Genomic DNA, 15,450 nt, shown 5'->3' with positions numbered 1-15,450 from the left:
TAAGTAACCCACAGCAAACATGAAGAGAAAAACATTAGTAATCATCGCCTTATTTTTCATCAATCTTTTTGCCCATGCTCAAAGACACGAAATAGGTATACAATTGGGAACAAGTAATCTTACCGGTGATATTGGTAAGACTAAATACATCAATCCTTTTCCTAATAGTATAAATAATTTATCTAATGAAGGGATACCTTTTTATGGTGCAATCATGTACAGAATGAATTTTAATCCGTATCAATCGGTAAGATTTAGACTTGCTTACAACCATATACAGTTTAATGATAAATATGCTCAGGAATTATACAGAGCAAGTAGAGGTTTGTACGGAACCAATTCTGTTTACGAAGCTTCTGCTATTTTTGATTATAACTTTTTACCAGTAAACGAAGAACAAAAAAGTATGCTCAGTCCATATATTTTTGGAGGAATTTCTGGCTTAATGTTTAACACGACTTTAGAAGGAAATAAATTTGGTTTTGCCATTCCTTTTGGAGCAGGTCTTAAATATAAATTTAACTATAACTGGGCTTTGTTCGGAGAATTTATGTTCCGCGCTACCAATAGTGACACACTAGATTATAGTGATGAATACAATCTAGGAAATTTAAATTCTAAAGATTGGATGAATTCTATGTCTCTTGGTCTTTCTTATTCATTCGGAAGACCACCATGTTATTGTCAATAAGTAAATAATGATGCAGGAAATTTTAGAAAAAATTGATAAAAATAATCTTCCAAAACATGTAGCCATCATCATGGATGGAAACGGAAGATGGGCAAAATCCAGAGGAGAAGAAAGAACTTTTGGACATAAGAATGCCATTTCAGCAGTAAGAAACGCTATTTCCGCTTGTGATAAAGTAGGAGTAGAATATCTTACCCTTTATACTTTTTCTACAGAAAACTGGAATCGTCCTAATGATGAGGTAGACACATTAATGAGTTTACTTTCTGAAACATTATTAAAAGAAGCTGCAGAACTTTTTTCTAAAGGAGTTAGATTGCATGTCATCGGCGAAGTTGAAAAACTTCCCACTCTAGTAAGAGAGCAACTTCTAAATGTAGTAGAGCTTACTAAAGAAAATTCAAAAGGTAATCTCGTTCTTGCATTAAGTTATGGTTCGCAAAGAGAAATTCTAAACGCAGTAAAAGAAATTGCCCAAGAAGTAAAAGAGGGAAAAATTTCTCCAGAAGATATAGACGAAACACTATTCGAAAATCATCTTTATACTAAAAATCTACCTCCAGTAGATTTATTAATCAGAACCAGCGGAGAAGTTAGAATTAGTAATTTCTTACTGTGGCAAATTGCATATGCAGAATTACAATTTTTAGATATATTTTGGCCAGATTTTCAAGAAGATCATCTTTACCAATGTATCATAAACTACCAAAACAAAGAAAGAAGGTTTGGTAAAACCAGTGAACAAATCACTAATTAATTTTTTATAGAATATTATAAACAATGAGATATATTTTAATCCCAATTTTATTATTTTTTGCGTCTGTAGAACTTTCGGCGCAGGTAACACCTAACCAAGAAACTGCCGCTACTCAAAATCAGTCTTCTTCTTATATCTTAAAAGACATTGTAGTAGATGGTGTAAAAAAATACACTCCTGCTCAAATTTTGAGATTTACAGGACTTAGCAAAGGAGAAGTAGTAGATATTCCTGGGCAAAAAATCAGCAGCGCTGTTAAAAAACTTTGGGAAACAGAATCATTCTCAGAAGTAGAAGTATATGTAGAAGATGTAGAAGGACAGAGCGTAGTTCTTAAATTCTACTTACAAGACCTTATGGAATTAGGCGAAGTGAAATTCGTAGGAAAAGGTGTAGGAAAATCTAAAAATGAAAAACTCATTAAAGATAACAACCTAAAACCTGGAACTAAAATTACCAATGACTTAATTTCGTCACTTAAAAATAAAATTCCTCAAGAATATGTGAAGAAAGGTTTCGCAGATGCGAAAATCACCATTCAAGATAAAATTAATGCAAATGACCCAAACCTTGTAGATTGGACGATAGAAGTAGCAAAAGGTAAAAAAGTTAAAATTGCAAAAATAGAATTCGAAGGAAATGACCAAGTTTCTGATGCGAAACTTAGAAAAAAAGGTTTCAAAGAAACGAAACAGAAAAGATTTGGTATCAAAGGAATTCTAAAACCTTCAAAATTCATCAAAGATAAATACGAAGAAGACAAAATAAATCTTATCAGTTATTATAACTCTTTAGGATTCAGAGATGCTAGAATTGTTTCTGACTCAGTTTGGAGAAATGATAAAGGATTTAATATCAATGTAAAACTAAACGAAGGAAAGAAATATTACATCGGTGATGTCAATTTCATTGGGAATACTTCTTATTCTACAGAAGTTTTGCAAAAATTATTAGGCTACAGAAAAGGAGAAATCTATGATGCAGTAGGTTTTAACAAAAAAGTAGGTGAAGATGGCGGCAAAGAAGATGATACAGATATCAAATCACTTTACTTGAATAACGGATATTTATTCTCTACTGTTGTTCCTGTAGAAAAAGCTGTAAGAGGAGATTCTATCGATATAGAAATTAGAATTAAAGAAGGAGAAAAAGCAACTTGGAATAGAGTAACTTGGTCTGGTAACACGACTACTCATGACCACGTAATTCTTCGTTCACTAAGAACTAAACCAGGGAATTTATTCTCTAAATTAGATATCAAAAGAACTTATTTTGATTTAGCTGGAATGCAATTCTTTGACCCACAACAAATTGGTCAAGATATCCAACCAAATCAACAAGATAATACGGTAGATGTTCATTGGACTTTAGTAGAAAAAGGTTCATCACAGGTTCAGTTACAAGCTGGTTACGGTGGTAATTCATTTATCGGAACTTTAGGGTTAACTTTCAATAACTTTTCACTAAGAAATTTCTTGAAACTTAAAGATTTCAAACCAGTTCCACAAGGAGATGGACAGATGCTTTCTGTACAAGCGCAAGCTGGTCAGTATTTCAAAAACTACAGTTTATCATTTACAGAACCTTGGTTATTTGGGCACAGACCTACAGCGCTATCAGTAAGTCTTAATCAATCTATGGTTAATTATAAAGATTATACTGGAGCTAGCCAAAAATTAAATATCTTCTCTGCAAGTGCAGGTTTGAATAGACTTTTAAATTGGCCAGATAACTATTTTTCTCTATATACAGGGATTTCATTCCAGAGTTATAATTTCAAGAATTATCCATTCCAGTTTGGTTCTACTACTGTGAGTAATGGTAATGCAAACAACTTCAGTTTCAATGTTGGATTAAGTAGAAATTCTGCAGGGTATGACCCAATTTTCCCAACTACAGGTTCTAATATTGAAGCTACTATTAAGTTTACGCCGCCTTACTCTTTATTCCAAAATAAAGACTATACATCTATGACTCCACAAGAGAAATACAGATGGATGGAATTCTATAAAATTAAGTTTAAAGCAGATGCTTATAACGAAGTAATTGGCAAGTTAGTTCTAAGAAGTACCGCAGAAATGGGATTCTTAGACGGATATAATAAAGATTTAGGAGCTCCGCCTTTCGAAAGATTCTATGTAGGAGGGACAGGTTTATTTGGTGGTAGATTTGATGGTAGAGAATTGGTTCCGCTAAGAGGTTACGAAAACGCTTCTACAGAAGGAGGCTCGGCTACAGATATTACACCAATTGGTGGTGGAACAATCTATAGCAGATATGCAGCAGAACTGAGATATCCTATTTCTATGAACCAAACTGCAAAGATTTTTGCATTAACTTTTGCCGAAGCAGGAAACACTTGGAACAATTATTCTTCATTTAATCCGTTTCAGTTAAAAAGATCTGTAGGAGTGGGGATTAGAGTTTACATGGGTGCATTTGGTTTAATAGGATTTGATTTCGCTTATGGATTTGATAAAACTATTGGTGGCTCAGAACCTTCAGGATGGCAGACTCACTTCTTGATGAACCAGTCATTATAACACACAATCATCATTAATATGAAAAATTTAAAAGTTTTTTTAATATTTTTAATATTTTTAACTGCTAATTCTGTTACATTTGCACAAAAAATAGGAGTGGTAGATACCAATTATATATTGAGTAAAATGCCACAGTATACAGAAGCACAAGCTAGATTAGAAGAACAAATCAAAGCTTGGGAAACAGAATTGCAAACCCTACAAGCAGAATATGATGCGAAAAAAGCCGCTTTTGAAAATGAAAAAGTACTTTTAGTAGGAGAGCAATTAAAACAAAGAGAGGCAGAAGTAAAAAATCTCGATAAAAAAATTAAAAAATTTATTGCTGAAAAATTCAGCGGAGAAGGAGAAATTAATAAATTTAGAGCCAATTTAGCAAAACCTTTTCAAGACCAAATTTGGAATGCCATCAAAACAGTTACAGAAAAAAATAGTTTGGGCATAGTTCTTGATAAAAGTAGTAATATGAGTGTTATTTTTCTTGACAAAAGATATGATTACACCGACAAAGTTTTAGACCAATTACTTAAAGGTCCTTCTAAAGAAGATACAAAAAGTAAAGACGCTAAAGCAAAAAATAAAAAATAGTAAAATAATAAACAATTTAAATTTTTAGAAAAACATGAAAAAATTAAGCGTATTATTTGCAGCAGTGATGATGTTTATGTCGTTCGGAGTTGCAAAGGCTCAGAAGATAGCTACAGTAGATGTGGCAGCTATTCTTAACATGATGCCAGAAAAAATAAAGGCTGACGAACAATTAAAAGCTTTCTCTACTGCTAAACAAGCAGAATTAGAAAAACTAGCGACTGCCTTCCAAGCAGATGTTCAGAAATATCAACAAGAAGGAGCTAAACTAACTGCTCAACAAAGAGAAGCTAAAGAAGCTGAATTGGGTAAAACTCAACAAAATCTTCAGCAAATGTCTCAGACTGCTCAAAAAGATTTGTTAGACAGACAAGATGCTGCTTACGCACCAATCGAAAAAAGATTAAACGATGCTATTACCAGAGCTGCTAAAGCAAACGGTTGGGATTTTATCTTTGATTCTGCAACTAATGGATTAATCTACAAAGCTGGTCCAGATGCTACAGCTGCTGTAAAAAAAGAATTAGGAATCTAATCTATATCCTAAATATTATAAAACCACCTTACCATAAGGTGGTTTTTTTATTTATTTTTGTACCATCATTCTTTATAAGAACATAAAGAACATTAATCTTAAATTATGAAAATGGAAAAAGAAGTTTCGAGTGTTGTAAAAATTAGATTCAGCGATTGCGACCCAATTGGTCATCTTAATAATGTAAAATATTTGGAGTACATGCTCAACGCTAGAGAAGATCATGTAGAAGAATTTTACGGCTTCACTTACGAAGATTATTTCAGAAGAACAGGTTGTACTTGGGTAGCGGTGCAGAATGAAATTGCCTATTTAAAAGAAGTAAAAGCAAATACCAAAGTTGTAATCAGCAGTAAAACCATCGAAATGTCTGACAGAATTTCTAAAGTGGAAATTCTGATGAAAGATGAAAACGAAAAAGAAGTTTTTGCAGTACTTTGGATAACGGTTATTTATTTCAATATGAAAACAAGAAGATCTGAAGCATTACCTCCAGAAACTAAAGAACTTTTTTCTCAATATTTGGTAGAAATTCCTCATCAAGAGTTCAAAGACAGAGTTCAATATTTCAGAATTTTAAATAAAGGATAAGATGGAGATAGAAAAAACACCTCTTTTAGATTGTTTTATTTTAAAACCGAAAATCTGGAACGATAACCGCGGTTATTTTTTCGAAAATTATAATAAAAATATTTTCCAAAAACTTTCTGGCAAAGAAGTAGATTTTGTTCAAGATAACCTTGCGTTATCACATTACGGAGCAATCAGAGGTTTGCACATGCAGCTACCACCTTATGCACAAGCTAAATTAGTTTATTGTGTACAAGGGAGAATTTTAGATGTTGCAGTAGATGTAAGAAAAGATTCTCCCACTTTTGGTCAATCTTTTGCTGTGGAACTCACCGAAGAAAACAGATGGCAATTATTTGTGCCAAAAGGTTTTTTGCATGGGTATTCTGTACTTTCAGAAACAGCATTAGTTGGATACAAGTGTGATGATTTTTATAATAAAGATTCAGAATGCGGCATTCACCCATTAGATAAAACCGTAAATATTGACTGGAGAATTCCAGCAGAGCAACAATTAATCTCCGAAAAAGATTTAAACGCTATTTCTTTTTTAGAACTTCCTGAAATTATTTTATAATGAAAAAAATTTTAGTTACTGGAGCAAACGGACAATTAGGACAATGTCTTCAGAAAATTTCTTCTCAATTTGAAGAATTCGAATTTATTTTTACAGATTCAGAAACATTAGATATTACCAATAAAGAAGAAGTAAATGATTTCTTTTGGCAAAATGCTCCTGATTTTTGTATTAATGCTGCGGCTTACACTGCGGTAGATTTAGCAGAGACAGATATAGAAAAAGCTTTTTTGGTAAATGCAGATGGTACAGAAAACTTGGCAGAAGCATGTGCAGAAAATAATGCGCAGTTTATTCACGTTTCTACAGACTATGTTTTTGATGGCGAAAATAATTTAGCATATACCGAAGAAGACTTTACCAATCCTTTGGGAGTTTATGGTGCGTCTAAATTAGCAGGAGATGAGTTGGCTTTAGAAGTAAATCCTTGTTCGGTTATTCTCAGAACTTCGTGGGTGTATTCAGAATTTGGCAAAAATTTTGTTAAAACCATGTTGAATCTTTTCGCAACCAAAGATGAATTAAATATTGTAGCAGACCAATTTGGTCAACCAACCAATGCCAATGATTTAGCCGAAGCGATTATGAAAATTATAAAATCAGAAAAAATCACACCTGGGATTTTTAATTTTTCTAATTTGGGCAGAATTTCGTGGTTTGACTTTGCGGAAAAAATTGCAGAACTTTCAGAAGCTAAGATTAAATTAAACGCAATCGAGACGTCGCAATATCCTACACCAGCAAAAAGACCGAAAAATAGCGTTCTAGATTTAGACAAAATTTCTAAAACCTATGGTATCCAATTAAAACCTTGGGAAGAAAGTCTAGAAGGCTGCGTTCAAATATTACAAAATAATTAAAATGAAAAAAATCTTACACATATATATAGTATTATATAGTAGTTTTTGTTTCTCACAGAATATATTCCTTACAGAAGCCAAAGAAATTCATGCTAATAATGATAAATTTTTGTATGCACTCACCGAAGAACCCAAAACAGATGCTCAATATTTAGGAAAAATAGAAGTTTCAGGATTTTCTAACGAAGATGCTGCTGTTTTTTCAGAAATTTATAAAAAAGCAAAATCTATCGGTGGCAATTCCTATTTTATGAAGCCTGCCGAAAATATAGAAGGCAATTCTACCTTTAATCCACATCACTATACACTATATATATATTATAAGGAAAAGCAAACTATTCCTCAAAAAGAAAATACAGTCTACCTTATTAATCCAGAAAAAGAAATAGAAGTAAGGATTAATAATAAAAAAATAAAGTTGCCACAGAGAAGTTTTCTTCAGTTAGATTTATCTCAACAAGAGATTACAGATATTTCAGTGGGTAAATTTTTAGGATCTAGAATAAAACTTCAGGCAAAAAATAACCAGCCTGAACAATATTTTCAGATTTCAGGGAAGAAAATCTCGACCAATTCACCAGCTTCTCCAGGGATAAATTATAAAACAGGAGACATTATGGCCCTCGAGAAATCCTTTGCAGAGTTTCTTTTAACTATATATCAGAAATTTTAGGAGCTGTTTCCCGCTTTCCACTGCAATCTTTTTGGCTCGTCAAAGCCTCTCGCCAAAAAAGGATTTCCGTTTCAATCGGGGCTAAATGGAGATTGCAAATTGATATTCCGAATTAAACATAAGGTAGAAGTAAATTTTTCCTATTAGTATTCAGTAAGTTGTGACTAATGTCATAAAAAAGTTGTAAATAAATTTGGGGATTGTGTAAAACTTCGTACTTTTGCAATCCCAAACAACGGGAAAGCGCAGGAGCTAATTAAGAAAATAAAGACGAGACGAAAACATAAAAATATTTAAAAAATATTTGGAAGTTTAGAAAAAAGAGTTACCTTTGCAGTCCCTTAAATGAGGGAGCGCAGAAGAGTAAAGTTTTTTTTTGAGAGAGATACATTAAGTTAAGCTAACATAATAAATAGTGCGACTGACGGTCTTGAAAAAAAATATCAAAAAAAGTTTTGTTGATTAGAAAATAATTAATACTTTTGCACTCGCAAATCAGAAACGTAAGATGACAGAAAAGTTTTCTGAGGCGCGAAAGAAAAAGAGATCTTTGAAATACAATATAACAACCAAGTAAAAAAAATAAACCAAAGCGAAGTCAACTTTGAGTGAGTCAGACAAACATACAATGGAGAGTTTGATCCTGGCTCAGGATGAACGCTAGCGGGAGGCCTAACACATGCAAGCCGAGCGGTATTGTTTCTTCGGAAATGAGAGAGCGGCGTACGGGTGCGGAACACGTGTGCAACCTGCCTTTATCTGGGGGATAGCCTTTCGAAAGGAAGATTAATACTCCATAACATATTGATTGGCATCAATTAATATTGAAAGCTCCGGCGGATAGAGATGGGCACGCGCAAGATTAGCTAGTTGGTGAGGTAACGGCTCACCAAGGCGATGATCTTTAGGGGGCCTGAGAGGGTGATCCCCCACACTGGTACTGAGACACGGACCAGACTCCTACGGGAGGCAGCAGTGAGGAATATTGGTCAATGGGTGCAAGCCTGAACCAGCCATCCCGCGTGAAGGACGACTGCCCTATGGGTTGTAAACTTCTTTTGTATAGGGATAAACCTACCCTCGTGAGGGTAGCTGAAGGTACTATACGAATAAGCACCGGCTAACTCCGTGCCAGCAGCCGCGGTAATACGGAGGGTGCAAGCGTTATCCGGATTTATTGGGTTTAAAGGGTCCGTAGGCGGACTTATAAGTCAGTGGTGAAAGCCTGTCGCTTAACGATAGAACTGCCATTGATACTGTAAGTCTTGAGTATATTTGAGGTAGCTGGAATAAGTAGTGTAGCGGTGAAATGCATAGATATTACTTAGAACACCAATTGCGAAGGCAGGTTACCAAGATATAACTGACGCTGAGGGACGAAAGCGTGGGGAGCGAACAGGATTAGATACCCTGGTAGTCCACGCCGTAAACGATGCTAACTCGTTTTTGGGCTTTAGGGTTCAGAGACCAAGCGAAAGTGATAAGTTAGCCACCTGGGGAGTACGCTCGCAAGAGTGAAACTCAAAGGAATTGACGGGGGCCCGCACAAGCGGTGGATTATGTGGTTTAATTCGATGATACGCGAGGAACCTTACCAAGACTTAAATGGGAATTGACAGTTTTAGAAATAGAACTTTCTTCGGACAATTTTCAAGGTGCTGCATGGTTGTCGTCAGCTCGTGCCGTGAGGTGTTAGGTTAAGTCCTGCAACGAGCGCAACCCCTGTCACTAGTTGCCATCATTCAGTTGGGGACTCTAGTGAGACTGCCTACGCAAGTAGAGAGGAAGGTGGGGATGACGTCAAATCATCACGGCCCTTACGTCTTGGGCCACACACGTAATACAATGGCCGGTACAGAGGGCAGCTACACAGCGATGTGATGCAAATCTCGAAAGCCGGTCTCAGTTCGGATTGGAGTCTGCAACTCGACTCTATGAAGCTGGAATCGCTAGTAATCGCGCATCAGCCATGGCGCGGTGAATACGTTCCCGGGCCTTGTACACACCGCCCGTCAAGCCATGGAAGCTGGGGGTACCTGAAGTCGGTGACCGTAAAAGGAGCTGCCTAGGGTAAAACTAGTAACTAGGGCTAAGTCGTAACAAGGTAGCCGTACCGGAAGGTGCGGCTGGAACATCTCATTTTAGAGCGTCATTAGACGTAAAACAAAATTAAAATAAGAACTTACTCAGTTCGCTTTGGTTTTTTACTGGTTGATATGTAAAAATACACCCCTAATCATTAGTAAGAGGGAAGAGATTTAAAGTCTCGTAGCTCAGCTGGTTAGAGCGCTACACTGATAATGTAGAGGTCGGCAGTTCGAGCCTGCCCGAGACTACTAAAGAATTAGAGGGGAATTAGCTCAGCTGGCTAGAGCGCCTGCCTTGCACGCAGGAGGTCAAGGGTTCGACTCCCTTATTCTCCACAGTTTTAGAGGTCTAATTTAAAAGTGACGAATAGAGCCAAAAACAATATTTGTTTATTAGACATTTAAGAAGCAAAATAGATCATTGACATTAACGATAAAGACATCACAAAGAGATAACCGAGCACTTTCGAGTGCCGAGTATAAAAATATACTAATATAATATTAGGAAAGAAATCGTTAAGGGCGTATGGCGGATGCCTAGGCTTTCAGAGGCGACGAAGGACGTGGTAAGCTGCGAAAAGCTGCGGGGATTGGCACACACGAATTGATCCGCAGATGTCCGAATGGGGCAACCCGGCATGTTGAAGACATGTCACCCAGCAATGGGAGCAAACCCGGAGAACTGAAACATCTAAGTACCCGGAGGAAAAGAAATCGAAGAGATTCCGTAAGTAGTGGCGAGCGAAAGCGGATTAGCCCAAAAGTCTTTATATGTTTAGAAGAATGTTCTGGAAAGAACAGCCATAGAGGGTGATAGCCCCGTAATCGAAAGGCATACATAGATGATAAATGAGTAGGGCGGGACACGTGAAATCCTGTCTGAATATGGGGGGACCATCCTCCAAGGCTAAATACTCCTGAAAGACCGATAGTGAACAAGTACTGTGAAGGAAAGGTGAAAAGCACTTCGAATAGAAGGGTGAAATAGAACCTGAAACCGTACGCCTACAAGCGGTCGGAGCACCTATATGGTGTGACGGCGTGCCTTTTGCATAATGAGCCTACGAGTTAATTTTACTAGCGAGGTTAAGGACTTCAGGTCCGGAGCCGGAGCGAAAGCGAGTCTGAATAGGGCGCATAGTTAGTAGGATTAGACGCGAAACCTTGTGATCTACCCATGGGCAGGTTGAAGCTCTGGTAACACAGAGTGGAGGACCGAACCGGTTGACGTTGAAAAGTCTTCGGATGACCTGTGGGTAGGGGTGAAAGGCCAATCAAACTGGGAGATAGCTCGTACTCCCCGAAATGCATTTAGGTGCAGCGTTGCGACAAGTTTATTAGAGGTAGAGCTACTGATTGGATGCGGGGGTTTCATCGCCTACCAATTCCTGACAAACTCCGAATGCTAATAAATGTTTCGCAGCAGTGAGGGCATGGGTGCTAAGGTCCATGTCCGAGAGGGAAAGAACCCAGACCAACAGCTAAGGTCCCCAAATATATGCTAAGTTGAAACAACGCGGTTGGACTGCATTGACAGCTAGGATGTTGGCTTGGAAGCAGCCATTCATTTAAAGAGTGCGTAACAGCTCACTAGTCGAGCGGTCCGGCATGGATAATAATCGGGCATAAGCATATTACCGAAGCTATGGATTTGTACAATAGTACATCTGGTAGGGGAGCATTCTATTTGCGCCGAAGCAGTATCGCGAGGTATTGTGGAGCGGATAGAAAAGAAAATGTAGGCATAAGTAACGATAAAGGGGGCGAGAAACCCCCTCACCGAAAGACTAAGGTTTCCTCAGCCATGCTAATCAGCTGAGGGTTAGTCGGGGCCTAACGCGAACCCGAAAGGGGTAGTGGATGGACAACGGGTTAATATTCCCGTACCTGTATAATAATAAAGTGACGGAGTTGGGAATTAGGTGCGTACTGACGGAATAGTACGTTGAAGTAACTGCGAGGTTACGATAGTACAGCAAGTCTTCGGATGCGCTGATAATCCTAAGGACCCGCTTCCAAGAAAAGCGATTTATACAGCCCGTACCAAAACCGACACAGGTAGTCGAGGAGAGAATCCTAAGGTGCTCGAGTGAGTCGTGGCTAAGGAACTAGGCAAAATAGTCTCGTAACTTCGGAAGAAGAGACGCCCCGAGCAATCGGGGCCGCAGTGAAGAGGCCCAGGCGACTGTTTATCAAAAACACAGGACTCTGCTAAATCGAAAGATGCTGTATAGGGTCTGACACCTGCCCGGTGCTGGAAGGTTAAGGAAGGTGCTTAGAAGTAATTCGAAGGCATTGACTGAAGCCCCAGTAAACGGCGGCCGTAACTATAACGGTCCTAAGGTAGCGAAATTCCTTGTCGGGTAAGTTCCGACCTGCACGAATGGTGTAACGATCTGGGCACTGTCTCAGCCACGAGCTCGGTGAAATTGTAGTATCGGTGAAGATGCCGATTACCCGCAATGGGACGAAAAGACCCTGTGAACCTTTACTATAACTTCGTATTGACTCTGAGTAAATAATGTGTAGGATAGGTGGGAGGCTTTGAAGCAGGCACGCTAGTGTTTGTGGAGCCAACGTTGAAATACCACCCTTTGTTTACTTGGAGCCTAACTTCGAAAGAAGGACATTGCGTGGTGGGTAGTTTGACTGGGGTGGTCGCCTCCAAAAGAGTAACGGAGGCTTTCAAAGGTACCCTCAGCACGCTTGGTAACCGTGCGTAGAGTGTAATGGCATAAGGGTGCTTGACTGTGAGACCTACAAGTCGATCAGGTGCGAAAGCAGGACATAGTGATCCGGTGGTTCCGTATGGAAGGGCCATCGCTCATAGGATAAAAGGTACTCCGGGGATAACAGGCTAGTCTCCCCCAAGAGCTCACATCGACGGGGAGGTTCGGCACCTCGATGTCGGCTCGTCACATCCTGGGGCTGGAGAAGGTCCCAAGGGTTGGGCTGTTCGCCCATTAAAGTGGCACGCGAGCTGGGTTCAGAACGTCGTGAGACAGTTCGGTCTCTATCTATTGCGGGCGTTAGAAGTTTGAGCGGAGTTGACTCTAGTACGAGAGGACCGTGTTGAACAAACCTCTGGTGTATCAGTTGTACCGCCAGGTGCACCGCTGAGTAGCTATGTTTGGAAGAGATAAGCACTGAAAGCATATAAGTGCGAAACTCGCCGCGAGATGAGACTTCTTTTAAGGGTCGTTGGAGATGACGACGTTGATAGGCTACAGGTGTAAAGGCAGTAATGTCATAGCCGAGTAGTACTAATTACCCGTAGATTTATAGCCTAATAGGCACTCGAAAGAGAAAAGGTTAGCTCTTTGTGAACGTTTTTATCGATAAAAAAGGAATTAGTTTTGAAAAGGCTAAGGATTTAGATTAAACTTAAGTCTTAAAACCTAACAACTAATCCCTCATATAAAGCCTTTAGGGTGGTTTTAGCAGAGGGGCTCACCTGTTCCCATTCCGAACACAGAAGTTAAGCCCTCTAGCGCCGATGGTACTGCTAACGCGGGAGAGTAGGTCGCCGCCAGTTTTTATTTTGAAATCCTCATCATGTAAATGATGAGGATTTTTTGTTTTTATACCTATTCTATCTAATCCAATCTCATCAAGCTATCATTTTGAAAGCTTAATACTTTAAATGAGAAAACACTCATGAAAATTGACTTGCTTATATAATTATAAATTATAAACATCAATTTATATTTGAAGAAAGAAAAGCATTAAAAAGCCTCTGTTCTAATAAAGGACAGAGGCTTTTTACTTTACAATTTTGTTTATGATTAAATATATTATACTTGAATTACTCCCAAATTAAACTTGTCTGTAATTGGAGAGTGATTTGCAGCTTCTATTCCTGTAGAAATCCATTTTCTGGTGTCTAAAGGATTGATAATAGCATCAACCCATATCCTAGCTGCCGAATATTCTACTTTAGTTTGTTTGGTGTAGTTCTGAGTGATTTTCTCTACAAGTTTATTATGCTCTTCTGTTGTAATTTCCTTTCCTTGTTTTTTGAGCGTAGATTCTTGAATTTGAACCAAAACTTTTGCTGCTTGGGAACCTCCCATAACGGCTAATTCTGCCCAAGGCCAAGAAACAATTAATCTTGGGTCATAAGCTTTTCCGCACATGGCATAGTTCCCAGCTCCGAAGGAATTTCCTGTAATAATTGTAAATTTTGGAACTATGGAGTTGGCAACTGCATTTACCAATTTTGCACCGTCTTTGATGATTCCTCCATGTTCTGATTTAGAACCTACCATAAATCCAGTGACGTCTTGTAAGAAAACCAAAGGAATTTTTCTTTGATTACAATTGGCTATAAATCTAGTAGCTTTATCTGCAGAATCTGAATAAATAACACCTCCAAATTGCATTTCACCTTTCCCTGATTTCACCATTTTTCTTTGATTGGCTACAATTCCTACGGACCAACCATCAATTCTTGCTGTAGCACAAATGATGGTTTTGCCATAATCTGGTTTGTATTCTTCGAATTCTGATTGATCTACAAGTCTTTTAATAATTTCATAAGTGTCATATTGTTCTGCCCTAGAAGCGGGGATAATACCAAAAATTTCTTCGGGATTTTCTTTTGGAGGAAAACTTTGTATCCTATCAAATCCCGCTTTTTCGAAATCACCAATGGATTTCATAATGTTTTTAATTCTGTCTAAAGCGTCTTTATCATCTTTGGCTTTGTAATCTGTAACTCCAGAAATTTCACAATGTGTAGTTGCTCCGCCTAAAGTTTCATTGTCAATATTTTCACCAATTGCAGCTTTTACCAAGTAACTTCCAGCTAAGAAAATAGAACCTGTTTTATCTACAATCATGGCTTCGTCACTCATAATTGGAAGGTAAGCACCACCTGCAACACAACTTCCCATAATAGCAGAAATTTGGATGATTCCCATAGCAGACATTTTTGCATTATTTCTAAAAATTCTACCAAAATGTTCCTTGTCTGGAAAAATTTCGTCTTGCATAGGAAGATAAACACCAGCAGAATCTACCAAATAGATGATTGGCAGTCTGTTTTCCATGGCGATTTCTTGCGCTCTAAGGTTTTTCTTTCCTGTAATTGGGAACCAAGCTCCTGCTTTTACGGTAGCATCATTGGCTACAACGATGCATTGTTTACCTGAAATTTTACCAATTTTTACAACTACTCCAGCACTTGGACAACCACCATGTTCTTCATACATTTCGTGGCCTGCAAAAGCCGCTATTTCTATCGCTTCATCATCATTATCAAGCAGATAAGCGATACGTTCTCTAGCGGTGAGTTTACCTTGTTCGTGCTGTTTTTGTAAAGCTTTTTCTCCGCCACCTTTTTTGATTTTGGCGTAGAGTTGATTAATTTCTGAAAGCCTGAGTTTATTAGTGTCTTCGTTTTTATTGAATTGTAAGTCCATAATTTATTTTGTGTCTCTAAAAATACACATTTTATAAAAAATAAGAAATGAATTCTGAATGAGATGTACCATAAATTTAAATTTAACTCTGAAAGTGTTTTTATGACCGAACTGCGCCCGTGATGGAGCCATTGTTGGAGCTCTCC

Annotated in this window: 10 protein-coding genes, 2 tRNA genes and 3 rRNA genes; 14 read left to right on the top strand and 1 reads right to left on the bottom strand. The window is 37.9% G+C overall.

Annotated elements, in window-relative coordinates; all coding sequences use genetic code 11:
* The first annotated feature begins 19 nt into the window (after positions 1-19).
* The 14 genes from porG (at position 20) to rrf (ending at position 13,416) form a co-directional block, all read left to right on the top strand.
* Positions 20-691 carry a type IX secretion system protein PorG gene (porG, locus tag EB819_RS09905; RefSeq protein WP_069800208.1) on the top strand — a complete coding sequence of 224 codons (672 nt, stop codon included), beginning with the start codon at positions 20-22 and terminating at the stop codon, positions 689-691.
* Positions 692-701: 10 nt separating this feature from the next.
* Positions 702-1,448: an undecaprenyl pyrophosphate synthase gene (locus EB819_RS09900; protein ID WP_069800492.1), complete on the top strand. Its 747-nt coding sequence runs from the start codon at positions 702-704 to the stop codon at positions 1,446-1,448.
* 23 nt (positions 1,449-1,471) lie between these two features.
* A complete protein-coding gene (locus tag EB819_RS09895) occupies positions 1,472-3,991 on the top strand; it encodes a BamA/OMP85 family outer membrane protein (RefSeq protein WP_069800206.1) in 2,520 nt (839 codons plus the stop codon).
* Positions 3,992-4,009: 18 nt separating this feature from the next.
* Positions 4,010-4,579: an OmpH/Skp family outer membrane protein gene (locus EB819_RS09890; RefSeq protein ID WP_069800204.1), complete on the top strand. Its 570-nt coding sequence runs from the start codon at positions 4,010-4,012 to the stop codon at positions 4,577-4,579.
* A gap of 34 nt (positions 4,580-4,613) precedes the next feature.
* Positions 4,614-5,114, top strand: a complete 501-nt coding sequence (locus tag EB819_RS09885; RefSeq protein ID WP_069800202.1) for an OmpH/Skp family outer membrane protein — start codon at positions 4,614-4,616, stop codon at positions 5,112-5,114.
* Between the two features lie 111 nt (positions 5,115-5,225).
* Positions 5,226-5,705, top strand: coding sequence for an acyl-CoA thioesterase (locus EB819_RS09880; protein ID WP_124878798.1), 480 nt, complete (start codon positions 5,226-5,228; stop codon positions 5,703-5,705).
* Position 5,706: 1 nt separating this feature from the next.
* Complete coding sequence (gene rfbC / locus EB819_RS09875) at positions 5,707-6,261, top strand: dTDP-4-dehydrorhamnose 3,5-epimerase (protein ID WP_069800198.1); 555 nt, start codon at positions 5,707-5,709, stop codon at positions 6,259-6,261.
* A complete protein-coding gene (gene rfbD, locus EB819_RS09870) occupies positions 6,261-7,121 on the top strand; it encodes a dTDP-4-dehydrorhamnose reductase (protein ID WP_069800196.1) in 861 nt (286 codons plus the stop codon). The genes rfbC and rfbD overlap by 1 nt, the downstream gene beginning before the upstream one ends.
* 1 nt (position 7,122) lies before the next feature.
* Positions 7,123-7,794: a hypothetical protein gene (locus EB819_RS09865; protein ID WP_069800194.1), complete on the top strand. Its 672-nt coding sequence runs from the start codon at positions 7,123-7,125 to the stop codon at positions 7,792-7,794.
* Positions 7,795-8,419: 625 nt separating this feature from the next.
* Positions 8,420-9,936: ribosomal RNA gene (locus EB819_RS09860) — 16S ribosomal RNA — on the top strand.
* Between the two features lie 120 nt (positions 9,937-10,056).
* A tRNA-Ile gene (locus EB819_RS09855) sits at positions 10,057-10,130 on the top strand.
* A 13-nt stretch (positions 10,131-10,143) separates the two neighbouring features.
* A tRNA-Ala gene (locus EB819_RS09850) sits at positions 10,144-10,217 on the top strand.
* 170 nt (positions 10,218-10,387) lie between these two features.
* Positions 10,388-13,168 (top strand): 23S ribosomal RNA (locus EB819_RS09845).
* Positions 13,169-13,308: 140 nt separating this feature from the next.
* Positions 13,309-13,416: ribosomal RNA gene (gene rrf, locus EB819_RS09840) — 5S ribosomal RNA — on the top strand.
* The 16S, 23S and 5S rRNA genes sit together here with 2 tRNA genes alongside, the layout of an rRNA operon.
* 259 nt (positions 13,417-13,675) lie before the next feature.
* Here the strand turns inward: rrf and EB819_RS09835 are convergent.
* A complete protein-coding gene (locus tag EB819_RS09835; protein WP_069800515.1) occupies positions 13,676-15,304 on the bottom strand; it encodes an acyl-CoA carboxylase subunit beta in 1,629 nt (542 codons plus the stop codon).
* Positions 15,305-15,450: the final 146 nt, after the last annotated feature.

Origin of the sequence: Cloacibacterium normanense (assembly GCF_003860565.1) — a bacterium.
GTDB classification, from domain to species: Bacteria; Bacteroidota; Bacteroidia; order Flavobacteriales; family Weeksellaceae; genus Cloacibacterium; species Cloacibacterium normanense.
Note: the sequence above shows the minus strand (reverse complement) of the source record. Positions and strands in the feature narration are given on the sequence as shown.